The sequence below is a fragment of the Chryseobacterium aahli genome (genome assembly GCF_022699665.1).
Classification (GTDB): Bacteria; Bacteroidota; Bacteroidia; order Flavobacteriales; family Weeksellaceae; genus Chryseobacterium; species Chryseobacterium aahli.
In genome coordinates, this window is record NZ_JALDNB010000005.1 from 59,438 (window position 1) to 83,974 (window position 24,537).

Here is a 24,537-nt window from a genome sequence, read left to right on the forward strand (position 1 = left end):
AAATATTAGTTGCTGGTATTGTTTGTTGTGTTCGAAGTAGGATTTTCAGTTTTAGTTACTGGTTTTTCGTCTTCTTTCACAGAGTCTTTAAATTCTTTAATACCTGAACCCAAACCTCTCATCATTTCCGGAATTTTTTTTCCTCCGAAAAGAATTAAAAGGATAATTGCTACAATCAGTAGGTGTTGCCAAGATAATGACAGTATTGTAAGTGTGTACATGTCTAAAATTTTTACAAAGTTAATATTTTAATTTGAAACCCAACCTAACGGATCTACTGGTGTATCTCCTCTCCAAATCTGGAAATCTAAGGTAAATGATCCGTCAAAATCCTGAGCGACAGTGCCTAAAGTAGTTCCTGCAGAAACTTGCTGACCTTTCGAAACTGTATTGCTGCTAAGGTTTGAATAAATAGAGAAATAATCTCCGTGTTTTATCAAAACTGTTTTTGTTCCATCCGCTGCCGGCATTACCTGAGAAACCGTTCCCGGGAAGATTGCTTTTGCGCTGGTTCCTTTTGCTACAGAAATTTTAATTCCGTTATTTTCTTCCACAATATTTTTAAATACCGGGTGAGGCTGTCTGCCAAAACGGTGGGTAATTGTACCGTAGGCAGGCATTGATAGTCTCCCTTTATTTGCTGCAAAGCTATTTCCTGCTGATGTAGAAACACCATAATTGGTCATCGCTTTGGTCTCTGCAGCTTTTTTATCGTCATCTGTTTTTTTCTCTAATGCAGCTTCGGCAGCTTTTGCAGCGGCTAATTTATTAGCAGCTTCTCTTGATTTTAGAGCGGCATCATCTGAAGCTTTTTTAGCAGCAATTTTTCTTGCTTCATCTTTTGCACTTGCCTCGCTTCTTGCTGCTTCTTCATTTCTTTTTCTTTCGTCTTCGGCTCTTTTTGCTGCAAATTCTGCTGCCCTTTTAGCTTCAACTTCGGCTAATTTTCTTTCTCTCTCCAAGGCTTCGGCTCTTGCTTTGTTCTCAGCGTCAATTCTGGCTTTTTCTCTGTCAGAAGCTATTTTTGCTAAACGAATTTTTTCTGCTTCAGCTTTTTTTCTAGATTCTTCTTCAGCTTTTGCTCTACGAATTTCTTCAGCAATAATTGATCGTATTTGTCCTTCAAGAGCTTTAGACTGAGTTTGCTTTTGTTTTAATTCGCCAGCAAGTTTGCTTTCATTTTTCTTAAACTCATTTACCAGCTGCTCTTTCTGCTTTCTCTCAACACTGATGGTTGTTAAATCTTTTTGCTGATTAACCAAAAGATTTTCTTTTTCAACTGCAGATCGTCTCTTTTTCTCAACTGATTTTTTCAGCTCAACTGCTGCATTAGTGATTTCTGCAGCTTTTTTGTCTTGATAATCAGAATATTGTTTCAAATATTGTACTCTCCTCATCGCTTCACCAAAACCTTTAGATGAAAGGATGAAAGTTACTTTATTCTGAACGCCTTTATTCTTGTAAGCATTAACCAGAACCTGAGCGTAGTTTTTTCTTAAAACTGCCAATTCGCGATTCTGTCTATTGATCTCAAGTTGGCGAAGATAAATTTCATCTTCTATAAATCTTTTCTCTTTCTGAGTATTGTTAAAAACCTTTTCTCTTAAGGCTAATTTCTGATTAACACTTGTGAGATAAGATATGGAGAGTTTAGACTCATTTCTTGTTTTTGCTAAATCAGTATTTATTTTTGCAATTTGTTTTTTAAGCTCGGCATTTTGTTGCTGTAATTGCTCTTTCTTTTGCCCAAAGTGCAACGAGAACAGCAGAATTCCTATTAAAAAGCTAAATTTTTTAATCATTTAATCTCAATTTTCTTATAATTGGCTGGAACTGAATAAGGTGTTTCCATTTTAGTGAAGCCAAATTTCGTGTTTTCCAATAAAATCTGACTCGTTTTCGAACCTTTTATAATTATTTTAACACTTTGCGGCAATTTGAGATTATTGTCAAAAGTCTCCCATTGATCATATACGATTTCAACTGCGTCATCGGATTTCACATCTTGCAATTTAACGTAAATTAAATTATAATCATTAGAATATCTCATATTGATCTTATACTCACGCTCAACGTCATTAGTAACAATCTTTTGATTTACAATTGATGCCAATTGATATCCGTCTTCATTTTTTGTAATGCTTGAATTTCTGTTACTTACCAAAAGAAAAGTACGTCCCAAAAGGATTTTCTCTAAAGTTTTATAATCGATAAAGTTGATATTCAATAAATTATTTAAATAATCAAAATCAGAATCAATATAATTTTTATTGTATTTGTCAACAGCTTTTATACCTTCTGGTGTTATGATTGCTCTCGCAGCATTGAAGAATAAGAAGTTGATATTTGACCATATTTTTTTATCACTTTCAATATAAATTGTTGCATCAAGAGGGCTTACTCTGATATTATCTGCTGTGATTTTACTGTTGATTTTAATCTGATCAAATTTCGGATGGATATAAATGTTTTCGTAAAAAGTCAATCGGTCTGAAATGTTTTTTCCTTCATCAATTTTGTCTTTATCGTCTGAATTTTCTATTTTGATGCTGTCATTTTCAGAAGCGTTCTGCATAGCGTTTTTCTTGGTTTTACATGAAAGTATAACCATTGTTGCCAGCAATAACGTGATCCATTTTTTCATAAATTCTTTATATAAATACTTTACAATATTAACGCCAAACCACACAAAACATTTTGTGTGGTTTGAAGTCAATTTATTTTTTATAAAATTAATCTTTATTTAGGAAATCCAGAACAGAATAATCACCTAAAGAAATTTCTCTTGAAACCCCAAAATACTGCGCAGAATTTCCAATCATTGAATTTGAAAGGTTTCCGTGGTTGATTTTTGTGTTTTCCTGAATCAGAGAATTTTCAATATTTGAATTGATAATTACCGTATTGTTTCCAACAGAAACTCCGGGACCAATTTTTGAATTTAAAATTTTCACATTTTCACCGATAAAGCAAGGCTGAATAATCAGAGAATTCTCAATTGTAGCTGTAGCGGTGAAGTGAGACATTTCTTCCCTTTCGTAAGCTAAAATCTTACTGTTTGTTTCCACGGTAGCGTTTTTGTTTCCACAATCCATCCAGTCATCTACTTTTCCAAGAGTGAATTTTGCGCCTTTCTGACGAAGATTTTCTAATGCCGTTGTCAGCTGATATTCACCGCTCACTTTGATATCGTTATCCATGATGTGATTAATCTCGTCCATCAATTTTTCTCCAGAATTGAAATAGTAAATTCCAATAATGGCAAGGTCTGAAACGAAAGTCTTAGGTTTTTCAATAAAATCGGTAATGAAACCGTAGTCATCCAATTTTACAACTCCAAAAGCTGAAGGATCTTCTACTTTTTTAACCCAAATTACACCGTCAGAGTTAGTATCTAGAGTAAAATCTGCTCTGAAAAGGGTGTCAGCAAAAGCTACAACCACATTTCCTGTCATTGATTGCTCTGCGCATTTGATTGCGTGAGCCGTTCCCAAAGCTTCTTCCTGATGATAAATACTTCCTTTCGCGCCTAATCTTTCGGCAATTTGAAGAAGAGATTTCTCAACTTCATCACCAAAATCACCGATAATGAAAGCAACTTCTTCTATCATCTCTCCTGCAACTTTAGCAATATCTTCTACCAATCTTTGTACGATAGGTTTTCCTGCGATAGGAATTAATGGTTTTGGAACCGTTAATGTATGTGGACGTAATCTGGAACCACGCCCAGCCATAGGAACAATTATTTTCATTTGATATTGTATAGTTTAAATTTTATGATTTTCTGAGTATTTTGTTGATCATCGTTCTTTCATTATATAATAAAAATGCGATGAAGAAGATGAACATTCCGTTTCCTATAAAATAATTATATCTGAAATAGTAAAACGAAACCATCGAAATGGCGATCGAAAGCGTTAGATAGACTGCTATTTTTTTAACGTTATAGTGAATAGGATATTGTATTTTCCCCCAAATATAGGAAATAACCATCATACTTGTATAGGTAATAAGTGCTGCGAAAGCACTTGCCCAATATCCGTATTTTGGTATGAAAGTAAAGTTGATAATTATGGTAATCGCCGCTCCGATCAAAGAAATGTATAAGCCCACTCTGGTTTGGTCAGACAATTTGTACCAAATAGAAAGATTAAGATAAATCCCTAAAAATAATGCTCCGAGCATCACGAAAGGAATTATTTCAATTCCCTCGAAATAGAGAGGGTTTCCTAAGTATTTTTCAGAAATCCATTGCAGATTCACCATCAATCCGATGTAGATGAGACAATTGCAAATCACAAATACATCCATCAAAACTGCGTAGGTTTTGTGATTGTTTTTATCTTTAAAACTTGAAAAGAAATAAGGTTCAATTCCCAACTGATATGCCTGTCGGAAAACCGTGATGAATGTTGCTATTTTATAAACTCCACCGTAAACACCAATCTGATGTTTGGCTTCTTCTTTTGGAAGTAAATATTTTAAAAACTGTCGGTCTAAAGTCTGGTTGATTACTCCAGCCAATCCCGCAACCATTACCGGCCATGAGTAGCTCATAATTCTTTTCCAAAGTTTAAAATCAAACTTTCTGAAACTGAAGTTGACGAATTCTTTTCCTACAATTGCTAATGTGATGATGCTTTGTACCAAATTGGCAATGAAAACATATCCTACACCAATTTCCGGATCATACTTTAAACCTAAAATTCCGTTTGGGTAATGAGGAAGCCACTTGATGAAAAATACGATTAGAAAATAATAAACCAATGAACCTGCAACCTTTGAAATTGTATATAAAACAGGTTTACCTTCTAATCTTAAAACTGCGGAGGGTATCGTTGCAAAAGCGTCAAAAGAAAGTATGAATAGAAAAATGACAAGATAATTGACCTGATCCGGAGTTTCAAAAGCATTCGCAAGTTCCTGCCTGAAAACATATCCTAAAATAAGATAAATCAAACCGATTCCTAAAATGCTCAATGCCGTAGTAGAGACTAAAGTTTTTTTATCAATGTCACCTTCCTGAGCAAAACGGAAAAAAGAGGTTTCCATTCCGTGGGTCAAAAAAACCGTGATGACTCCGGCAATCGAATACCAATCTACGAAAGGTGATGATGCCGAAGGCCCGAATGCATTGGTAACGATGGGTGCAATCAGGAAAGGAAAGATCCTCACCAAAACCGAACTCAGTCCGTACACCGCAGTTTGCCCAAATAATTTCTTGTACAAATTAATTTTTTTAAAGTGCAAATGTAAATATTAGAATTCACAATTTTCTGACTTATGCTTAAAAATCATTAATGAAAATATTAAATTTGTGCAATACAAATCTTCATATATAAAAAGTAAAAATGAAAATTCTAATAAAAAACGCCCAAATCGTAAATGAAAATCTGGTTTTCCAAAGTGATATTCTGATTGAAAATGATTTGATTTCTGAGATTTCGAAAAATATTTCTGAAGAAAATGTTGACCAAATTATTGATGCTTCCGGAAAATATCTTTTGCCTGGAATTATTGATGATCAGGTGCATTTCCGTGAACCGGGTTTGACGCATAAAGGTGACATTGAAACAGAATCAAAAGCAGCAATCGCAGGTGGAATAACAAGTTTCATCGATCAGCCGAATACTGTTCCGAATGCCGTAACTCAGGAATTGTTGGCGGATAAATATGAAATTGGTTCTCAAAAAGCTTATGCCAATTACGGTTTTATGATGGGTGGAACCAATGATAATTTAGAGGAAGTTTTAAAGACAAACCCGAGAAATGTTCCCGGAATCAAATTGTTCTTAGGTTCATCAACAGGAAATATGCTCGTTGACAATCCTGAAACTTTGGAAAATATTTTCAGCAATACCAAAATGCTGATTGCTGTTCATTGTGAGGATGAAGCAACGATTAGAGAAAATACTCAGAAATATCTGGATGAATATGGTGAAGATATTCCTGTGAAATTCCATCATCTGATCAGAAGCGAAGAGGCTTGTTACAAATCTTCTTCAAAAGCAGTTGAATTGGCTGAAAAAACAGGAGCCAGACTTCACGTTTTCCATCTTTCTACAGCGAAGGAGATGGAACTTTTCCGAAATGATATTCCTTTAAAAGATAAAAAAATAACGGCAGAAGTTTGTGTACATCATTTGACTTTTACCAATGAGGATTACGATACCAAAGGTGGATTAATCAAATGGAATCCTGCGGTAAAAACTCAAAAAGATAAAGATGGACTTTGGGAAGCTTTGTTGGATGACAGAATTGACGTCATTGCAACCGATCACGCACCTCACACCTGGGAAGAAAAACAAAATGTTTATACAAAATGTCCTTCGGGAGCACCTTTGGTTCAGCATTCTTTGGTCGTGATGCTGGAAAATTTCAGAAACGGAAAAATCACCTTAGAAAAAATCGTTGAGAAAATGTGCCACAATCCGGCAATACTTTTCAGAGTTGAGAAAAGAGGTTTTGTGAGAGAAGGGTATAAAGCCGATTTGGTTTTGGTAGATTTAGAAGAAAACTGGACAGTTGCCAAAGAAAATATTTTGTACAAATGTGGTTGGAGTCCGCTTGAGGGGATGACTTTCAATTCTAAAGTGACCCATACTTTTGTGAATGGAAACCTGGTTTACGACAACGGAAAAATCAATGAAGAGAAATTCGGAGAGCGATTGCTTTTTGAAGTTCAGGAATAAATTATAGCGAAATAATTGTATCAATAGGAACGGGCTTTAGCCCGTTTTTTTATTTAAGAATAGAAAGTGGCTTTAGCCAAAATTTAAATCTCTCGCAGATTGAGCAGATGAAGCAGATTTTAAACGCAATCATCTGCAAAATTTGCTCAATCAGCGAGAGAAAATTATCTACCAATCACTTGAAATTAATCAATTATGATACTTCCAATCCCTTTTTCTAAAGAGTTTTCCATAATTCCCGGAATCGAAAGACCTTCTGCACGGAAAACACTGACATCAGTTACGCCATAGAAACTAAAAACATTCTTGACATAAGGAACATTAGAATCATACATCTGGTAAGGACCTTCTGAATAAACATTGCCTGACGAGAAAGCGATGTATAATTTTTTATTATTGAGCAGTCCTTTTGGTCCGTTTTCGTCATAGCTGAAAGTATATCCTGCTCTCGAAGTGTAATCAAAATAAGCTCTCAGTGTAGCAGGCACTGAAAAATTATACATCGGAGATTCTATAATGATAATGTCTGCTTCCTGCAGCTCTGAAATCAAACCTTCGGAATATTGGTTGATAGTTTCCTGTTCGGGAGAACGGCTTTCTTTCGGTGTGAAAAATGAATTGATGTGTACATCTTCTAAAAGAGGAACAAGATTTTTCGTGAGATCACGCTCTTTTACAATGCTGTCAGGATATTTCTCCTGAATTTTTTCCAGTACAGCATTTCCTAATTTTCTGCTGGCAGATACTTCTACTCTCGGGCTTGAGATAATGTGCAAAATTTGTTTCATGTTTTAAATTTTAAAATTTCTTTGACAAAATTATGTACATTTGCTTATCAAAAGTTAGTAGTGAACAAAAGGTTAGTAGTAACCTTTTGGTTAGTTTAAGGTTAAATTTTATGGAAAATAATATTGAATTAGAAGAACCGTTTACCAAAATAAATTGCCAAAATCATCTTTCCTCAGTGGAAGATGCGATTTATGTCATTGGCGGAAAATGGAAACTCAAGATTATTATTGCTCTTCAGGAACATGGAAATATTCGGTTCAATGAGCTTCAGAGAATCGTTACCGGAATATCTGCAAGAGTACTTTCGAACGAGTTGAAAGATTTAGAATTAAATGGTTTTGTAAAAAGAATTGTTCACAGCGAGCAAACGCCTGTCGTGGTAGAATATATTTCCACAGATTACAGCAAGACTTTGAAAACGGTAATTACGGCGCTTTCTGAGTGGGGAAGAACGCATAAAAATAATATTAAACAAGATTTGTTTTAATTAAAAGACTGCCGGAACTCTAAAGGTGACATTTTCGTTTTCTTTTTGAAAAGTGTACTGAACGACTGCGAATGCTCAAATCCTAGTTCATAAGCAATTTCGCTTACCGATAATTCGGTGGTCGAAAGTTTCTCTTTTGCTTTGCTGATGAGCTTTTCGTGAATGTGTTGCTGCGTGTTTTGTCCGGTATGCACTCGCAAAAGATCACTCAGATAATTCGCAGAAAGATTCATTGCTTCAGCAATTTGATGAACCGTCAAAAGTCCTTTTTCAGAAGATTCTTTATCAAAATAATCATTCAAAAACGTTTCAAATTTTGTCAAAAGCTGATGATTTCCGCTTTTCCTGGTAATGAACTGTCTTTCATAAAAACGCTTCGAATAATTCAGCAGCAACTCAATCTGCGACAAGATGATTTCCTGCGTATGCTGGTCAATGTGCTGACATTCCTTATCGATTTTATTCAGAATTTCAAGCAAATCATTTTCCTCATCTTCAGAAAGATGCAAAGCTTCATTCACTGCGTAAGAGAAAAATCCGTAAGACAAAATCGTATTTGCCAAAGAATGTTTTAGAAGAAAATCTTCGTGAAAAATTAACAGGTAACCCGTATTTTCACAATCCATTGTCTTCAAATCGAGATACTGCACCTGATTCGGCGCTGTAAAACTCAGAACCCCTTTGTCATAATCGTAATGCTGCTGACCGTATTTTATTTTTCCGGTCGCATTTCGCTTCAGTGCAACACAATAATATCGGCTAACAAAACCCTTCCAGACCTCATCTTCAATAAAAATACTTTCAGAAAGATTGATGACACTCACCATCGGATGTTTTGGTTCTGGAAGCGACAATAATCTGTGAAAAGCCGAAATAGATTGTATCGTGTTCATAATTTGAAATTCTAAATATTAAAGGTAATAATTTGGGCAGCTTAATCCGCCTTCCGCTCCAATCTTTTTTGCAGAGGATTTTCAGTTCAATAGAATTTGAGACCAAGCAAAAAAGGATTTCCGCTCAAGTCGGGCTGCAATCTTATTGCATTCCAACTTTATGATTGATAAACTTTCAGAATTTGTCATTCTGACGAAGGAAGAATCTCTGAGATATGAATTGAGATTCTTCACTACATTTCTGAACTACGTTCGTAGACCCTCAGTCTATGTTCAGAATGACAAACGGCTAAAATATCTTATTTAAAAAGATTAATAATCCAATAGCCCCATCCCAAATTCATCGTAAGTTGCCCCTGTATCCGTTCCCAAAGGCACAATGCTTTCCAACTTCTGAATATCAGATTCACTCAAGACAATTTTGCTCGCTTCAATATTTTGCTCAAGATATTTTCTGCGTTTCGTTCCCGGAATCGGAACAATTCCTTTGCTGATAATCCACGCCAAAGCCAATTGCGAAGATGTAATTTCTTTTTCCTTCGCCATATTTTCAATCGCTTCTACCAATTCAATATTTTTTTGGAAATGTTCTCCTTGAAAACGTGGAATCCCTCTTCGGAAATCATTTTCCGGCAAATCATTGATTGTTTTAATATTCCCTGACAAAAATCCTCGTCCAAGCGGAGAATATGCCACAAAACCAATTCCCAATTCGTTCAATGTTTTGATGACGCCTTTTTCTTCAACTGTTCTTTCAAACAGAGAATATTCACTTTGAGCCGCCGAAATTGGATGAACGGCGTGTGCTCTTTTCACAGTTTCAGAAGAAACTTCAGACAAACCGATATAACCGATTTTTCCTTCTTTCACCAAATCGCTCATTGCTCCTACAGTTTCTTCAACCGGAACATTTTTATCGAGACGGTGCATATAATAAAGGTCGATGTAATCTGTTTTTAGATTTTTCAACGAACGCTCAACAGACTTTTTTACATAATCTTTTGTTCCGTTGATTTTCCAAGTCACTTGCTCATTGTCATCAATTTCCCACCCGAATTTTGTAGCAAGAATATATTGGTCACGATTTCCTTCAATCGCTTTTGCAATCAATTGTTCGTTCGTAAATGGGCCGTACAAATCTGCCGTGTCGAGAAAATTTACGCCTAATTCCAAAGAGCGGTGAATCGTTGCGATGGCTTCTTTTTCGTCAGTTTTGCCGTACATATCTGCATCTCCGAAACCTGTCATTCCCATACATCCCAAACCGATATTGGGTATGATTAATCCCTGACTTCCTAATTTCACCTGATTCAATTTCATATTGTTGATTTTTATTGATACAAAATTCAGCAGAAATTAAATATATGAAGTTTGCAAAACAACGATTGTCGTATGCAAATTACGGATGAATGAATTTTAATCCATTTCTGTCATTCTGAACGAAATGGAATGGAGTGAAGAATCTACTTTATGCATAGAGATTCTTCCTTCGTCAGAATGACAAACTTTGAGGATATTCTGGACTATGCTTTCGTTTTATTCTGAATGATAGCTTTATTTGTGAAAATTAGTGAAAAATATTGGTGGAATTTGTGTTTAAAAAAATCATTTCCTAGGTTTAGAACTCATATAAAAACTTAGTTTTCCGCCATTCATTATATAGGAATGTTTCAAAGTGAAGTTTTTAATTTCTTTTCCATTCAAAAGAATTTTTTGAACATACACATTTTTCGGACTCTGATTAATCGCTTCAATTTCAAAAGTTTTCCCATTTTCTAAATTCAAAACAGCATGATCAATTGCCGGACTTCCAATCGCATAATCTTCCGATCCTGGAGCCACCGGATAAAAACCAAGCGAACTTAAAATATACCACGCACTCATTTGTCCGGCATCGTCGTTTCCGCCCAATCCATCGGGAGTTGCTTTGTATTGTATCTCTAAAATTCTTCTGATCTGCGCCTGAGTTTTCCAAGGTTGGCCTGCCCAATTATAGAAGTAGGCAACATGATGCGCCGGTTCGTTTCCATGAACGTAACCGCCGATAATTCCTTCTCGGGTAATGTCTTCTGTGTCTGCGAAAAACTCGTCTGGTAAATGCATCGTGAACAATTCATCCAATTTTGAAGCGAATTTTTTCTTCCCACCCATTAATTGCATGAGTTCGTCAGGATTTTGAGGAACAAAGAAACTGTAATTCCAGGAATTTCCTTCGATAAAGCCTTGCCCGTGAGTGCTTAGTGCATTAAAATCTTTTTTAAAACTTCCGTTTGCTAATCGAGGACGCATAAATCCTGTTGTTTTATCAAAATTATTTTTCCAGTTTTCCGAACGTTTAATGAATTGATTGTAAATTTCTGTTTCACCTAAATGTTTTGCCAACTGAGCAATTGCCCAATCGTCATAAGCGTATTCCAACGTATTGGAAACCGAAGTTCCGCTTTTCTCCGCCGGAATGTAACCTTTGTCGATATAAAACCCGATTCCTTCGTAATCTCTTTTGTTGGCAGTTTCTACACAGGCATTCAAGGCTTCTTTTGCATCACCGTCATAATTTCCTTTAATAATGGCATCGGCAACCACACTTACGCTGTGATAACCGCTCATGCACCAATTGTCATTTGCATAATGCGACCAAATCGGCAATATTTTCATCGAAAACTGATTGTAATGCGCCATCATCGATTTCACCATGTCATTATTCCGTTTTGGCTGAATGATATTAAAAAATGGATGAAGTGCACGGTAGGTGTCCCAAATTGAGAATGTTGTATAATTGGTAAAGCCTTCAGCTTTGTGAATGTTTTGATCTAAACCTTTATATTCTCCGTTGACATCTGTATAAGTTGTCGGACTGATAAAAGTGTGATACATTGCCGTATAAAAATTTGTTTTTTCTGTTTCAGAACCTTTGATAACGATCTTATTTAATTCTTTATTCCAATTTTCCTGAGTCTGTGCTTTGACCTGGTCAAAAGATAAGTTTCCAACTTCTTTTTCTAAATTTTCTAATGCATTCGATTGACTTACAGGTGAAATGGCAAGCTTAACTTCAATTACTTCATTTTCATTCGTATTAAAATCGAAATACATTTTTAGGTTTTTCCCAGCGATTTCAGGAAAGTTCTTGGTCTGGTCAAATTTTCTCCAGAAACCATTGTAAACCTGCTTCCCATCATAATTTTTCTGACCATAAGACTTAAACGGCTTTGAAAATTTCATCGCAAAATAAACCGTTCTTGTTCTTGCCCAACCGTTCGTTTGTCGGTAACCAGTAATTGTATTTCCGTTTTCTACACGAACGTAAGTCCAGACATTTTTACCATCATAATTATAAATTCCGGCCATTAAATCTAAAATAATGTGAGCTTGGTCAGATTTTGGAAAAGTGTAACGATGAACGCCAACTCTTGTTGTTGATGTTAACTCCGCTAAAATATTGTGGTCATCCAATTTTACTTTGTAATATCCTGCTTCAGCTTTCTCGTTTTGATGCGAAAATCTGCTTCTGTAACCACTTTCAGGATTGGAAGCTGTTCCGGGATTCAACTGTAATTTGCCGACAGTTGGCATAATGAGAAAATCTCCCAAATCAGAATGACCTGTTCCGCTGAAATGGGTAGAGCTAAATCCTACGATTGTTTTGTCTTCATATCGATAACCCGCACAGTATTTATAGACTTCACCATTGTACTTTCCGTTGAGTTCATAAGAAATTGTATCAGTTTCCGGACTCAATTGAACGGCTCCGAAAGGTACAGTTGCTCCAGGATATGTGTGTCCCATTTTCTCGGTTCCGATTAACGGATTGACGTACTGATTTAATTTTTCGAAGTGTTGAGCTTTACAATTTAAACTGAAAAAAAGAAAAAAGATAAGATTTACTACTGCAGAGTTTTTCATTAGAGATGATTTGGAAAGCATAAATTTAATTAAAATCAAAAGATAATTATTGTTGATTAAAATTTTAATACGACCAATGTCATCTTTTAGCTTTCAGAAAAGCGAAAACCAATTCCGTGAAGATTTTCTATGGTGATGTTCTCTTCATCCACAAAAACTTTGCGCAACCTTGAAATAAAAACATCCAGACTTCTGCCCATAAAATAATCGTCATCGCCCCAAACGGCTTTTAAAATATCCTGTCTTTTAAGAACAGAATTTTTATTGGTGATAAAATATAAAAGCAGTTCAGATTCTCTTTGGGTAAGGGTAATGATGTTGTTTGCTTCCTGTAAAGTGTAATTTTTTGGGTCGAAATTATATTTTCCGATTTTATATTTTGCAGGAGTAATATTCGTCTTTTTTGTACGTTTTAAGAAAATTTCAATTTTTAAAATCAGTTCTTCAATGCTGAAAGGTTTGACCAGATAATCATCGGCACCAATTTTTAGACCTTTGATGCGGTCTTCTTTTAAAGCTTTGGCAGAAATAAAAATAATGGGAATCTCTGAATTATGCGTTCTGATGTGTTTTGCCAGTTCAAAACCGTCAATTTCAGGCATCATAATATCGAGGAGACAAATGTCATAACTTTCCGTATCAAATGCATTCATTGCAGATTTTCCGTTGGCATGATAATCAATATCATAGTACGGTTCTAAACTGTCCTGAATCAGGAAAGCAATAGTCTGGTCGTCTTCGGCATACAAAATTTTAGATTTCTCCATCATGTAAACATTATTTTGAAAAAGGCAAAAACAGCGTTGTGGTAATTCCCTGGTCTTGATTGTTTTCCACAGAAATCTTCCAGTGATGTTGCTGAACGATTTTTTTTACATAAAATAAACCCAATCCGAAACCATTGATCTCACTGTTTTTCTTAGTATTAACTCTGTAAAATTTATCAAAAATCTGAGGAATATTTTTAGTCGGAATTCCAACTCCGTTGTCTTTAAACTTTAAATATAAGCCTTTTGAATCTTTATCTGTGGAAATGATAACATGAGGAGCCGCCTCGCAATACTTAATTGAATTGTCTAAAAGATTGTAAATGATGTTCGTAAAGTGAAATTTATCTGCAATTACATAAGTATTGTTGTCAATATTCAAATCAATTGTCAGGTTTGCATTTTTTTGCTGCATGGTCTCTGCAATTTCTTGAATAAAAGGTAGAAGCAATATTTTTTCTGTTTTTAAAGAAAGTCCTGCAGCATCGTTTTTGGCAATGTTTAATATCTTTTCGATGTGATTATTCAGTTTGTTGCTTTGATTAATGATAATCGAAGTGTAAGTCTGAAGTTTAGAGTTTTCTCTTACAATTTCCTGCTTATTCAAAGATTCTGTAGCCAATAAAATTGACGACAAGGGAGTTTTGAACTCGTGGGTCATATTATTGATAAAATCACGCTGCAATTCTGAGAATTTCTTTTGCTGAATAATGGTGTAGATTGAATAAACATAAACCAAAAGAATAATGATGAGCGCGAAGGTAAGGATATACCAAAACTTCAGCGAACCAATCATATACGTCATCTTATCAGGAAATCGTATGGAAAAATAATACGTCAGATTTTCGTGCTTCGGAAAATTGATGGTTTTGTTTTTTGAAGTCTCCTGATGCGCAGAAATGTATTTTCCATAGATCATTTTGTCGCTATGGCAATTATAAACTGCGTACGTATAATTGGTATTGATCTGAAATCTGGTGAATTCAGTTTTTAAATAATATTCAAGAATCGTAGGATCAAACTCGTTGTTGATATTGACGACATAATAATCGTTATCAACATTCTGTACCGGACTTTGAATGAAAGACGTCTGTTCACCCGACAGTTTTTCTACCACCTCAAGAAGAGCGATATTGACCTTTTGATTAAATTTTTTATCCTCAAGATTATACGCCTGTCTCGTCCACAAAAGTTGAGCGATCAGAATTCCGATGATAGCAACGAGCCCCAGGGTGATAATGATATTGAGTTTTTTGATTTCCATTTTCAGAAGCAATATTATCCAAAAATATCTATTTATCTTTTATCATTAACAACTTGTTAACAAATGTTTGATAGCGGTTAACAATATCTCATGATTTTCGTCTTTACATTTGCTCTATCGAAGAAGAAGAGTCAATTTCTTTGAATTATTAACTATAAAAATTTATATTCATGAAAAATTTAAAAATTACAGCATTACTTGCAGTTATGGCATTTTCACCATTTTATGCTAATGTATTTCCAGTTGAAGGAACTCCTATCGTAAAAGTAATTGCAGAAGCAGCTAAGTGGAAATCAGAATCTATTGACGTTGGCAATATTCCTCAAGGAAAACCGAAATTGATTAGATTTGAGTTTACAAACACATCAAAAAAACCAATTATTATTGAAAATGTTGCTCCATCTTGCGGTTGTACTACAGCAGATTACAGTAAGAAGGCAATTCTTCCTGGTAAGAAAGGTTTCGTAGAAGCTAGTTTCAATGCAGCAAGTGCTGGTCCATTTATTAAGACCGTAAATGTAACAACAAGCGATAGCAAAACGCCTAAAACTCTTTCTTTCAAAGGAATAGTTACGGCATAATTATATTCTGATAACAATTACTTTTTGCTATTGGTTTCAAATCAGTATTTCAAATAAATAAGAACAACCTTGTATTCATTTACAAGGTTGTTTTACTTTTAAATCAAAATTATTGGCATTTTTGTGGACTTTATCATTTTATTTATCAATTTTTTGGAGCTTTTTGGTTAAATTAAATATTGCGATGCACAGAATATTATTTATCACATCATTTATCCATAGATTTTACGCTCTATCCGTTTAATATTTATTATTTTTAAGAAAAATAAAATATATGAATCAATATACACAACCCATGTTGCGGGAAGATGCTCTTAAAGGAAAAGTAGCGATTGTAACCGGCGGCGGAAGCGGTCTTGGAAAAGCAATGACCAAATATTTTCTTCAGTTGGGAGCAAAAGTGGTGATCACATCAAGAAACCTTGAAAAACTTTACGGAACCGCTAAAGAACTGGAAGACCAAACCGGTGGAAGAGTACTTTGTGTTGCGTGCGATGTCAGAAACTGGGATGAAGTGGAAGCAATGAAAGAAGCCACGTTAAAAGAATTTGGGAGAATTGATATTTTATTAAATAACGCAGCCGGAAATTTCATTTCACCAACGGAAAGACTGACGCATTCTGCTTTTGATTCCATTTTAGATATTGTTTTAAAAGGAACAAAAAACTGTACCCTTTCTATAGGAAAACACTGGATTGATTCTAAAACACCGGGAACTGTTTTGAATATTGTCACTACGTATGCCTGGACGGGTTCTGCATATGTCGTTCCATCAGCGTGTGCGAAAGCAGGCGTGTTGGCAATGACAAGATCTTTAGCCGTGGAATGGGGAAAATATAATATTCGTTTTAATGCGATTGCGCCGGGACCTTTCCCTACAAAAGGAGCTTGGGACAGATTACTTCCGGGAGATATGAAAGACCAATTTGATTTGGCTAAAAAAAACCCGTTAAAAAGGGTGGGAGAACATCAGGAGCTGGCAAATCTTGCGGCTTACCTTGTTTCAGATTTTTCATCTTTTGTGAATGGAGAAGTGGTAACTATTGATGGCGGAGAATGGCTGCAGGGCGCAGGTGAATTTAATATGCTTGAAGATATTCCGCAGGAAATGTGGGATACTTTGGAGGCTATGATTAAATCAAAAAAATCAAATTAATTAAAATAACTAAATTAGGCTCCTGGAATTGTAACAATTTCAGGAGTTTTTTTACGAATCAAAAAATATTTTCAATGAATTTTAAATTTCCCACTATTATTTCTACGATAGCAGTGATGCTTTTTGCCAATTCTGTGTATGCTCAGGAAGCTCCCAAATACGATTATGTAGAAGCCTTTAAACCGTTTTTCTATTCTCAAACCGGAACAGAAACCCGTTCAGCAAGCGGTCAGCCGGGACATGCTTATTGGCAGAATTCTGCAGATTATCATCTCAACGTCAGCTTAAACGATACCAAAAATGAAATCACAGGCACGGCTGAAATTACCTACACCAACAACAGTCCGGATAAGATGAGTTTCCTGTGGCTGCAGCTGGATCAAAATTTATTTGAAAAAGATTCCCGTGGAAATGCGCTTGTACCTCTTTCTGGGAGCAGAAACGGAGCAAAAGGGGAGACTTTCGAAGGCGGATATAAAATTAAATCGGTAAAATACGACGGCAAAGATGTGAAATACACGGTTACAGACACCAGAATGCAGATTGATTTGCCACAAGAATTAAAAGCAAAAGGTGGAGTAGCAAAAATTAAAATTGAATATACCTTCTTGTCTCCACAATACGGATCAGACAGAATGGGCGTTCAGGATACTAAAAACGGTAAAATCTTTACGATAGCACAATGGTATCCGAGAATGTGCGTGTATGATGACGTTTTGGGTTGGAACACGATGCCTTATTTAGGAGCCTCAGAGTTTTATCTTGAATATGGTAATATTACTGCAAATATTACAGTTCCTGCCAATCATTATGTTGTTGCATCGGGAGAACTTTTAAATGAAAAAGAAGTGTATTCAAAAGAAGAAAACATCAGATGGTCGCAGGCAAGAAATTCAGATAAAACAGTCATAATCAGACCGGAAGCTGAGATTGGAAAAAATAATACCTCAGGAACAAAAACCTGGAAGTTTAAAATCAATAAAACTAGAGATTTTGCTTGGGCATCTTCTCCGGCATTTATTGTAGACGCAGCAAAAATCAATCTTCCGAGTGGCAAAAAATCATTGGCAATTTCGGCTTATCCTTCTGAAAGTGCAGGAAATAGCGCTTGGGGAAGGTCTACAGAATACACCAAAGCGGCTATCGAACATTATTCCGCCAAATGGTATGAATATACTTACCCAGCGGCAACCAACGTTGCAGGAAACGAAGGCGGAATGGAATATCCCGGAATCGTTTTCTGCCATATGAATTCTAAAGGAGAAGATCTTTGGGGTGTTACCGATCATGAGTTCGGGCACAATTGGTTCCCGATGATTGTGGGATCAAACGAAAGACTTTTTGCATGGATGGATGAAGGCTTCAACACATTTATCAATGAATTATCTACTGAAGCTTTCAATAAAGGCGAATATTATTCAAAGAAAAATATTGCACAGACCGGAGCTTTTCTGATGAGTGATCAATTTGAACCGATTATGGTGGGACCTGATAATATGAAGGAGAATAATATAGGAGTTTTAGCCTATTACAAACCAGGAATGGGAATGGGGATTTTGAGAGAATCTATCCTTGGACCTGAAAAATTCGATAAAGCTTTCAGAACATACATTGAGCGTTGGGCATTCAAGCATCCTACACCTTGGGATTTCTTCCACACTATGGAAAATGTTTCGGGAGAAGAACTGAATTGGTTCTGGAGAGGTTGGTTTATCAACAAATGGAAAATCGATCAGTCCGTAAAAAATGTGAAATACGTCAATGGCGATTTCAAAAACGGAGCGCAGATTACCGTAGAAAATTTGGGTCAATTACCAATGCCGACCACTATTCAGTTAAAATTTAAAGACGGAACTGAGCAAGTTGTAAAGTTACCTGTAGAAATCTGGAAAAGAAATACAGAGTGGACATTTAAAGTAGACTCAACCAAAGAAATTGCAGAGGTAAAATTGGATCCTAAATCTCAAATTCCTGATATAAACCCTAAAAATAACACATGGTCTTCTGCAGATGCAAAAATGGTGGAGAAAATCAATGCAAAAGATTTTACCGGAACATTTGGGAGCAAAGATCTTCCGGTAAAACTGAAGTTTATCGAAAAAAATAATCAGCTCTTTGGTCAGGCAACCGGACAGCCGGAATTTGATCTCGAATATATTGGGAATAACACATTTACATTCGAGCAGGCAAAAATATCACTGACATTTAGCCAGGATAAAAAGACCATCAGTTTTAAACAAGGCGGTAGAGAATTTAAGTTTACTAAAGAATAAATTCCCAATCATCTTTTTAAATTTTAAAATATAAAATAATTGCTCCGGAAATTTTCCGGAGTTTTTTATGAATTTAATTTAACAGTGAACTTTCATATATATAGCTTCTCTGTAAATCAGAAGTTTTATTTTTGTTTTTTAATTTTAAATGAAATAATAATGAATTTCAGATTTTCAATCGTATTGGTGATGTTTTTCGCATTAGGTTTTTCTCAGGATCTTAAAGTGATGAGTTTTAATATCAGACTGAATGTTGATTCCGACAAGGAGAATGCCTGGCCACAGAGAAAACAAGATGTTGCAGATCTGTTGACTTATTACCACCCAGACTTTTTTGGTGTTCAGGAAGCGCTTCCCGAACAGATGAAAGATATTAAATTAGGTTTGAGAAATTACGATTATGTAGGAGTTGGAAGAGATGACGGCAAAGAGAAAGGTGAGTTTTCGGCAATATTTTATGATACTAAAAAACTTCAGATTGTAAAATCAGGAACCTTCTGGCTTTCTGAAACTCCCGAAAAACCATCAAAAGGTTGGGATGCGGCTTTGAATAGAATTTGTACCTACGCAATTTTTAAAGATAAAGATTCAAAGAAAGAATTTCTGGCAATGAATATTCATTTTGATCACATCGGAAATATTGCAAGAGTAAAATCTTCAGAATTGATTTTAAAGAAAGTCAAAGAATTAAATCCGAAAAATTTGCCTTTAGTTTTAACGGGTGATTTTAATTTAACGGAAGATTCAGAGCCTGTAAAAATTCTTTCTCAAAATCTGGAAGATACTTTCTACAATGCTGAAAAGAAACATTATGGTCCGGTAGGGACGTTCACAGCATTTAACGTCAATGAAGTTCCGAAAGACAGAATCGATTATATTTTCACGAAAGGTTTTAAAATAAAATCTCACAGACACATCAACGACAGACGAGAAAATCTGCTCTATCCATCAGACCATTTTCCGGTTTTGGTTGATCTGCAATTTTAAATAAATTCAAAATAGAAAATAAGCTTTGTTCAGTTGGATGAAGCTTTTTTTTGATTGCCCGTAATTTGTCATAAATGAAAAAAACTTTGTGAGCTTTTATAAGTGAAACCGCTTTGTGTAACATTAAAAATAGTTAGTAGTTAAAAAATCTTTGAGCACTTTGCGTTAAAAATTAAGCAATATGATTAATAATGAATATTCAAATTATTCTTCACTAAATTTATCTTTCAGGGAAATTGATTTCAAAGCCAATGCCTCTTACTGACAGAATTTTTATGGTAGGGTCGTTGTTCAGGTATTTTCTGAGTTTGCTGATGAAAACATCGAGACTTCTTCCGGTAAAATAATCGTTAGTTTCCCATAAATTATCGAGAATATCATCACGCTTAATCATCTGATTGTTATGTTGTAAAAGATAAATTAACAGATCTTTTTCACGGATGGTTAAACGGATATTTCCTGTGGGATGAATGAGTAGCAACTTGTCTGAATCTAAAATGTAATCTCCGATTTTCTGCTGAGTGTTTGGGATATTCGATGTTGTCCTTTTCAGAATGTTTTTAATTCTTAAAATTAATTCTTCAGGATCACAAGGCTTTGCCAGATAATCATCTGCACCGATTTTCAGACCTGTAAGACGGTCGATTTTTTGATTTTTAGCGGTTAAAAAAAGGAGTGGAAACTGTGGTTTCTGTTTTAAAATGATTTTTGCGAGCGAAAAGCCATCCATTTTAGGCATCATAATGTCTAGAATCCCGATGTGATACGGGAAATCTGAAGCTAAAATAGTCACAACATCTTCCGGATTCTGAAACCAGACAACCTCAAAATCTTCTAATTCAAGATATTGTTTCAGAATCATCCCAAAGTCTGAATCATCTTCTACCAAAAGAATTTTAGTGTTCATACGGCAAATTGATTTTAAATTGTGTTCCGATATTGATATCACTTTTCACATCTATCTTCCCGTGATATTTTGAAACTATTTTCTGCACAAAATAAAGTCCTAATCCTAAACCTTTTGTGTTGTGAATATTGTTGGATTGTATTCTGTAGAATTTTTCAAAAATACTTTTCAATTCTTTTTTTGCAATTCCTTCACCGTTATCAGAAATGTTTATTTCTAAATGTTTTTCTTGGCCAATTATATTGATGTCGATTTCAGAAGCACCATATTTTACACTGTTTTCGCAGAGATTTTTAACGATAGTTTCCATTAAATTTTTATCAAAAGGCATCTCTTTTTCAATGTCATTTTGAAACTTAAATGCATGCTCAGGATATGTAAAAGCCAGATCATGAATAAAAAAATCCCAATCTTCGGGTTGTATAAAAATTGTTTCCGCTGTATTTTCATCCTTGTGAAGTTGAAGTAATAGGTTTTCTAATCGGTTAACTTGTCGGTCAATTAAGGGTAATGTTTCCGTATTAAGATTCTTTTTCAGAGTTTTTGAGGCAATTTTTAAAGTAGCAATCGGTGTTTTGAACTCATGTGAAATATTATCAACGATGGTATGTAAAACTTCAATCTGTTTTTGTTGTTTGATGAGGTTTTTAATCGTGAAAATATATAAAATCAGGACACTTGCAAGCAAAGCGATACAACATAAAATAAGCAGAGTCAATTCTCTGAAAACCACTGTTTTTATATTTAAAATTTCATATCCAGTGGTACTCTTTAAAGAGAAGCTGTCATTTCTGGTGAGTGTTTTGTCATCAGTATCAGTTGATTTAGAAGTGGTTTCCCAAGTCCCGGTATTTAAAATTCCGGCTTTCTTTACCTTTTTTTTAGTTTCGTAGATAACAATGGGTTTTGTAATGAGATTTGTTTTTGTAGGATTAAAAATAATTGACGAATATTCAATTTTTACTGCAACCTCATACCCTTCAGCTTTAAATTGGTCATCTACATATTTGCTAAATTCTTTTTCGGTAGCAATTCTGTTTTTATCGAAAAGATTCAGAAATTCATCATGTGTAATTTCTTTGTTTTTAAACCGAACTAAAATGGCTTGCACTGTATCATCGTGTACTCTTTTCATTCCACCTTTGTCTTCAAGATGATCAGTGTATTCTGTCAATGTCTTATGAACCTCGCGGTAGATTTCACGTTCTTTTACCTGATAGGTTTTGTACATGAAATACCCCTGAATCCCCAAAAGAAGCAGGAATAAAGTAGCAAACAGAGTGATAAGATTTTTGCTTTTTGAAATCATTAAAACAAAGATAAAGCATTCATCTTTTCCCCAATAGACATTAACCCTTCGTTAACCTTCCATTAACCTAAATTCTCTTGAGCATTGCAGACTTTTGTACGAGAAGAAAAAAAATTCTGACTACTAAAATCTAAATAAATCCTCATGTATAAATTTCTCATTTTATTATTCTTTCCGGCTCTTTTGTTTTCGCAAAAAAGTAAAATTGAAGGTACTATTACGAACATTCAGAAAGAAAAATTGCCATTGGTTTCTGTAGAAGTTTACAATTCTCAAAATATTTTATTAAAAACTATAACTACCAATGAAAACGGAAATTTTGTATTGGATGGAATCACAGAAAACAATGTAAAATTAATCATCAAAGATTTAGAATATGCTCAGTTGGAAAAAAATCTAAACTTGGATGAGCAAAAAGAAAGTTTACAGATTATCCTTAAAAAAGATATTCAGGAAATTCAGGAAGTGGTAATGACCAAACAGAAACCTTTGGTGAAAAGAAAAATAGACCGATTAGAATTTAATGTAGAAAACAGCAATATCTCGTCACTTAATGCTTGGGAGATTCTTAAAAAAACTCCCGGAGTTACATCGGGAAATGATGTTTTGGCAATCAAAGGAAGTCAGAGTATCGTCGTAACAATTAATGATAAAAGAGTCATGCTCACGGGTGACGAACTGAAAAATTTATTGGAAAATACGCAGGGTGATGAAGTGAAATCTGTAGAAGTTATTACCAATCCACCCGCAAAATACGAAGCTTCGGGAAGTGCAGTTCTCAACATCGTCATGAAAAAAAATAAAATTGAAGGATATCGTGGTGTTTTGAGCTCAAAATATATTCAAAGTCAATATGCAAAGGGCGTGGCTGGGATTTCTCAGTATTATAAAAAAAATAAACTTTCGGTGATGGGAAGTTATTATTTCGGAAGCGGAACCTATTATCGTGAAGGTACAGATTATGTAAATTATGCTGAAGATCAGACCCGATGGATTAGTACAATGAACAGAAAAGATAAGAACGCGAGCCAGAATACGGTCAATTTTAATCTGGAATATGAAATTGACAGTCTGACCAATGTGAGTTTAAATTATTCAGGATTTTTTAGTCCAAAATCGTTTGGAACTTACAACGTGCCGACTTTAATTTATAACAGCCAAAATGAAGTTGAATCGAATTATACAACCATCAACGATCATCATTCTAGGAGCATCAATAATTCGGTAAGCTTTCAGGTAGACAGAAAATTAAATGCAAAAAGCAAGTTAACCTGGACGAATTATTTTGCTGGAAACAATGCACAGAAATATCAGGATGTCTTAACCTATCTTGATTTTGTGAACCAGTCTCCAACAGAAAATAATTTTGTAACCAATAATAAAAGTGATGTCAAACTTTACTCCACACAGGCAGATTATCAATGGAAAAATGAAAAGTGGGAAGTAGAATCCGGTGGAAAATACAGCTTTGTGAAAACCAACAGTCGACTCGATTTTTCAGATAACGAAAACGGAGAATTACAATACAGATATGATAAAAGTAATGTTTTTGATTACAAAGAACACAATTTTGCACTCTATACTTCATTGACCTATAATCCCGGGAAATGGAATTTCAAAGCAGGATTACGGGCAGAAAAAACCGACTTGGAAGGAGTAGTTTCAGAGCCGTTTGAAGTGAATAAAAACAATTACTGGAAATTATTTCCTACACTCTATGCACAATACACGACCGCCAATAATCATCAGTTTGGGATATCTTATGGAAAACGCATTAGCAGACCTTCTTATTCATGGCTAAATCCGGCTAAATCATATTATAATTTGTTCTCCTATTTTCAGGGTGACCCGAAATTGAAAGCTACTATTATCCATAACCTCAATTTTACCTACACTTGGAAAGAATGGAATCTGGATTTCTATTATAGAAAAGAAATTTTCCCGTCGATGGAAATCTCTTTTCAGGAGCCAAGTACCAATAATTTGATTTATAATTTTACAAATATCGAGAAAGGACAGGCGTTTGGTTTAAGTGTATACAAAAATTTTCAAATCAAACCTTGGTGGAGTCTGAGTTTGTCTGAAAACCTTGAGCACAACGAAAATTATTTTATCGGAATTGATGATGTTTTGTATAAAAACAAGGTATGGAATTGGGTTTCGGATATTTCCACAAGTTTTACTTTAGACAAAAACAGCGATTGGAAATTAGAATTGGGTCATCGGTACAATTCGCCATCCATTCAGGGTACATTTAGAATTTCTAGTTCGTCATCTGCCTATTTGGTCATGAATAAAAAGTTTTTCAACAAAAAGCTTGAGGCGAGTCTTGTTTTCAATGATATTTTCAGAACATCAGGTGAAAAGGTGAGTACCAAATATGCCAATCAGGATAATTATTTCATCGACTACCGGGATACACAAAGTGTTTCTGTTTCTGTGAAATTTAATTTTGGAAATCAATCCGTGAAAAATGCTAAGGCAATTAAAAAAGCCGATGAACAGGGAAGAATGTAAATTTTCACCAGC

Annotated in this window: 21 protein-coding genes; 8 read left to right on the forward strand and 13 right to left on the reverse strand. The window is 34.9% G+C overall.

Features of this window, described 5'->3' with window-relative positions; translation table 11 throughout:
* Window positions 1–5: 5 nt before the first annotated feature.
* From MQX03_RS10550 to MQX03_RS10570, 5 genes are all read right to left on the reverse strand, one after another.
* Window positions 6–221, reverse strand: a complete 216-nt coding sequence (locus MQX03_RS10550) for a twin-arginine translocase TatA/TatE family subunit (protein ID WP_129535039.1) — start codon at window positions 219–221, stop codon at window positions 6–8.
* Window positions 222–248: 27 nt separating this feature from the next.
* Window positions 249–1,802, reverse strand: coding sequence for a murein hydrolase activator EnvC family protein (locus MQX03_RS10555; protein ID WP_242803035.1), 1,554 nt, complete (start codon window positions 1,800–1,802; stop codon window positions 249–251).
* The gene (locus MQX03_RS10560) at window positions 1,799–2,644 is read right to left on the reverse strand and encodes a DUF4292 domain-containing protein (protein WP_242803037.1); all 846 of its coding nucleotides are present in this window, start codon (window positions 2,642–2,644) and stop codon (window positions 1,799–1,801) included. Before MQX03_RS10560 ends, MQX03_RS10555 begins: the two co-directional genes overlap by 4 nt.
* A gap of 88 nt (window positions 2,645–2,732) precedes the next feature.
* Window positions 2,733–3,752 carry a sugar phosphate nucleotidyltransferase gene (locus MQX03_RS10565; RefSeq protein ID WP_242803039.1) on the reverse strand — a complete coding sequence of 340 codons (1,020 nt, stop codon included), beginning with the start codon at window positions 3,750–3,752 and terminating at the stop codon, window positions 2,733–2,735.
* Between the two features lie 22 nt (window positions 3,753–3,774).
* Window positions 3,775–5,229: a lipopolysaccharide biosynthesis protein gene (locus tag MQX03_RS10570; RefSeq protein ID WP_242803041.1), complete on the reverse strand. Its 1,455-nt coding sequence runs from the start codon at window positions 5,227–5,229 to the stop codon at window positions 3,775–3,777.
* A 122-nt stretch (window positions 5,230–5,351) separates the two neighbouring features.
* Here MQX03_RS10570 and MQX03_RS10575 point away from each other — a divergent pair, with 122 nt between their 5' ends.
* Window positions 5,352–6,692 (forward strand): dihydroorotase, encoded by a 1,341-nt coding sequence (locus tag MQX03_RS10575; RefSeq protein WP_242803043.1) that lies wholly within the window; start codon window positions 5,352–5,354, stop codon window positions 6,690–6,692.
* A 185-nt stretch (window positions 6,693–6,877) separates the two neighbouring features.
* Here MQX03_RS10575 and MQX03_RS10580 read toward each other — a convergent pair whose 3' ends face one another.
* Window positions 6,878–7,480, reverse strand: a complete 603-nt coding sequence (locus MQX03_RS10580) for an FMN-dependent NADH-azoreductase (protein ID WP_242803045.1) — start codon at window positions 7,478–7,480, stop codon at window positions 6,878–6,880.
* Window positions 7,481–7,590: 110 nt separating this feature from the next.
* On the opposite strand from MQX03_RS10580, the gene MQX03_RS10585 reads away from it, so the two are divergent.
* Window positions 7,591–7,968: a winged helix-turn-helix transcriptional regulator gene (locus tag MQX03_RS10585; protein ID WP_242803046.1), complete on the forward strand. Its 378-nt coding sequence runs from the start codon at window positions 7,591–7,593 to the stop codon at window positions 7,966–7,968.
* Here the strand turns inward: MQX03_RS10585 and MQX03_RS10590 are convergent.
* Window positions 7,965–8,861: a helix-turn-helix domain-containing protein gene (locus tag MQX03_RS10590; RefSeq protein WP_242803048.1), complete on the reverse strand. Its 897-nt coding sequence runs from the start codon at window positions 8,859–8,861 to the stop codon at window positions 7,965–7,967. The genes MQX03_RS10585 and MQX03_RS10590 overlap by 4 nt on opposite strands.
* 160 nt (window positions 8,862–9,021) lie before the next feature.
* On the opposite strand from MQX03_RS10590, the gene MQX03_RS10595 reads away from it, so the two are divergent.
* Window positions 9,022–9,168 carry a hypothetical protein gene (locus MQX03_RS10595; protein ID WP_242803050.1) on the forward strand — a complete coding sequence of 49 codons (147 nt, stop codon included), beginning with the start codon at window positions 9,022–9,024 and terminating at the stop codon, window positions 9,166–9,168.
* Window positions 9,169–9,173: 5 nt separating this feature from the next.
* Here MQX03_RS10595 and MQX03_RS10600 read toward each other — a convergent pair whose 3' ends face one another.
* The 4 genes from MQX03_RS10600 to MQX03_RS10615 form a co-directional block, all read right to left on the reverse strand.
* Window positions 9,174–10,181, reverse strand: coding sequence for an aldo/keto reductase (locus MQX03_RS10600; RefSeq protein WP_242803052.1), 1,008 nt, complete (start codon window positions 10,179–10,181; stop codon window positions 9,174–9,176).
* Window positions 10,182–10,466: 285 nt separating this feature from the next.
* A complete protein-coding gene (locus MQX03_RS10605; RefSeq protein WP_242803054.1) occupies window positions 10,467–12,764 on the reverse strand; it encodes a GH92 family glycosyl hydrolase in 2,298 nt (765 codons plus the stop codon).
* 86 nt (window positions 12,765–12,850) lie between these two features.
* Window positions 12,851–13,531: a response regulator transcription factor gene (locus MQX03_RS10610; RefSeq protein WP_242803210.1), complete on the reverse strand. Its 681-nt coding sequence runs from the start codon at window positions 13,529–13,531 to the stop codon at window positions 12,851–12,853.
* A gap of 10 nt (window positions 13,532–13,541) precedes the next feature.
* Window positions 13,542–14,795, reverse strand: a complete 1,254-nt coding sequence (locus MQX03_RS10615; protein WP_242803056.1) for a sensor histidine kinase — start codon at window positions 14,793–14,795, stop codon at window positions 13,542–13,544.
* Window positions 14,796–14,965: 170 nt separating this feature from the next.
* On the opposite strand from MQX03_RS10615, the gene MQX03_RS10620 reads away from it, so the two are divergent.
* The 4 genes from MQX03_RS10620 to MQX03_RS10635 all read left to right on the forward strand — a co-directional run bounded on the left by MQX03_RS10620 (window position 14,966) and on the right by MQX03_RS10635 (window position 19,792).
* Window positions 14,966–15,376, forward strand: a complete 411-nt coding sequence (locus MQX03_RS10620; protein WP_242803058.1) for a DUF1573 domain-containing protein — start codon at window positions 14,966–14,968, stop codon at window positions 15,374–15,376.
* Window positions 15,377–15,650: 274 nt separating this feature from the next.
* Complete coding sequence (locus MQX03_RS10625; protein ID WP_129535027.1) at window positions 15,651–16,532, forward strand: SDR family oxidoreductase; 882 nt, start codon at window positions 15,651–15,653, stop codon at window positions 16,530–16,532.
* Window positions 16,533–16,606: 74 nt separating this feature from the next.
* Complete coding sequence (locus MQX03_RS10630) at window positions 16,607–18,805, forward strand: M1 family metallopeptidase (RefSeq protein WP_242803060.1); 2,199 nt, start codon at window positions 16,607–16,609, stop codon at window positions 18,803–18,805.
* Window positions 18,806–18,964: 159 nt separating this feature from the next.
* Window positions 18,965–19,792 (forward strand): endonuclease/exonuclease/phosphatase family protein, encoded by an 828-nt coding sequence (locus MQX03_RS10635; protein WP_242803062.1) that lies wholly within the window; start codon window positions 18,965–18,967, stop codon window positions 19,790–19,792.
* 220 nt (window positions 19,793–20,012) lie between these two features.
* On the opposite strand, the gene MQX03_RS10640 is transcribed toward MQX03_RS10635, so the two are convergent.
* Window positions 20,013–20,699 (reverse strand): response regulator transcription factor, encoded by a 687-nt coding sequence (locus MQX03_RS10640; RefSeq protein ID WP_242803064.1) that lies wholly within the window; start codon window positions 20,697–20,699, stop codon window positions 20,013–20,015.
* On the reverse strand, window positions 20,689–22,008 hold the full coding sequence (locus tag MQX03_RS10645) for a sensor histidine kinase (RefSeq protein WP_242803066.1): 1,320 nt from the start codon (window positions 22,006–22,008) through the stop codon (window positions 20,689–20,691). The genes MQX03_RS10640 and MQX03_RS10645 overlap by 11 nt, the downstream gene beginning before the upstream one ends.
* A gap of 144 nt (window positions 22,009–22,152) precedes the next feature.
* Between MQX03_RS10645 and MQX03_RS10650 the strand changes: the two genes are divergently transcribed.
* Window positions 22,153–24,525 (forward strand): outer membrane beta-barrel family protein, encoded by a 2,373-nt coding sequence (locus tag MQX03_RS10650; protein WP_242803068.1) that lies wholly within the window; start codon window positions 22,153–22,155, stop codon window positions 24,523–24,525.
* Window positions 24,526–24,537: the final 12 nt, after the last annotated feature.

What these genes read in the sequence shown, in the direction of transcription:
- MQX03_RS10550 (WP_129535039.1), bottom strand. Translation starts at nt 221, where the DNA reads ATGTACACACTTACAATACTGTCATTATCTTGGCAACACCTACTGATT.
- MQX03_RS10555 (WP_242803035.1), bottom strand. Translation starts at nt 1,802, where the DNA reads ATGATTAAAAAATTTAGCTTTTTAATAGGAATTCTGCTGTTCTCGTTG.
- MQX03_RS10560 (WP_242803037.1), bottom strand. Translation starts at nt 2,644, where the DNA reads ATGAAAAAATGGATCACGTTATTGCTGGCAACAATGGTTATACTTTCA.
- MQX03_RS10565 (WP_242803039.1), bottom strand. Translation starts at nt 3,752, where the DNA reads ATGAAAATAATTGTTCCTATGGCTGGGCGTGGTTCCAGATTACGTCCA.
- MQX03_RS10575 (WP_242803043.1), top strand. Translation starts at nt 5,352, where the DNA reads ATGAAAATTCTAATAAAAAACGCCCAAATCGTAAATGAAAATCTGGTT.
- MQX03_RS10580 (WP_242803045.1), bottom strand. Translation starts at nt 7,480, where the DNA reads ATGAAACAAATTTTGCACATTATCTCAAGCCCGAGAGTAGAAGTATCT.
- MQX03_RS10585 (WP_242803046.1), top strand. Translation starts at nt 7,591, where the DNA reads ATGGAAAATAATATTGAATTAGAAGAACCGTTTACCAAAATAAATTGC.
- MQX03_RS10590 (WP_242803048.1), bottom strand. Translation starts at nt 8,861, where the DNA reads ATGAACACGATACAATCTATTTCGGCTTTTCACAGATTATTGTCGCTT.
- MQX03_RS10595 (WP_242803050.1), top strand. Translation starts at nt 9,022, where the DNA reads ATGATTGATAAACTTTCAGAATTTGTCATTCTGACGAAGGAAGAATCT.
- MQX03_RS10600 (WP_242803052.1), bottom strand. Translation starts at nt 10,181, where the DNA reads ATGAAATTGAATCAGGTGAAATTAGGAAGTCAGGGATTAATCATACCC.
- MQX03_RS10605 (WP_242803054.1), bottom strand. Translation starts at nt 12,764, where the DNA reads ATGAAAAACTCTGCAGTAGTAAATCTTATCTTTTTTCTTTTTTTCAGT.
- MQX03_RS10610 (WP_242803210.1), bottom strand. Translation starts at nt 13,531, where the DNA reads ATGGAGAAATCTAAAATTTTGTATGCCGAAGACGACCAGACTATTGCT.
- MQX03_RS10615 (WP_242803056.1), bottom strand. Translation starts at nt 14,795, where the DNA reads ATGGAAATCAAAAAACTCAATATCATTATCACCCTGGGGCTCGTTGCT.
- MQX03_RS10620 (WP_242803058.1), top strand. Translation starts at nt 14,966, where the DNA reads ATGAAAAATTTAAAAATTACAGCATTACTTGCAGTTATGGCATTTTCA.
- MQX03_RS10625 (WP_129535027.1), top strand. Translation starts at nt 15,651, where the DNA reads ATGAATCAATATACACAACCCATGTTGCGGGAAGATGCTCTTAAAGGA.
- MQX03_RS10630 (WP_242803060.1), top strand. Translation starts at nt 16,607, where the DNA reads ATGAATTTTAAATTTCCCACTATTATTTCTACGATAGCAGTGATGCTT.
- MQX03_RS10635 (WP_242803062.1), top strand. Translation starts at nt 18,965, where the DNA reads ATGAATTTCAGATTTTCAATCGTATTGGTGATGTTTTTCGCATTAGGT.
- MQX03_RS10640 (WP_242803064.1), bottom strand. Translation starts at nt 20,699, where the DNA reads ATGAACACTAAAATTCTTTTGGTAGAAGATGATTCAGACTTTGGGATG.
- MQX03_RS10645 (WP_242803066.1), bottom strand. Translation starts at nt 22,008, where the DNA reads ATGATTTCAAAAAGCAAAAATCTTATCACTCTGTTTGCTACTTTATTC.
- MQX03_RS10650 (WP_242803068.1), top strand. Translation starts at nt 22,153, where the DNA reads ATGTATAAATTTCTCATTTTATTATTCTTTCCGGCTCTTTTGTTTTCG.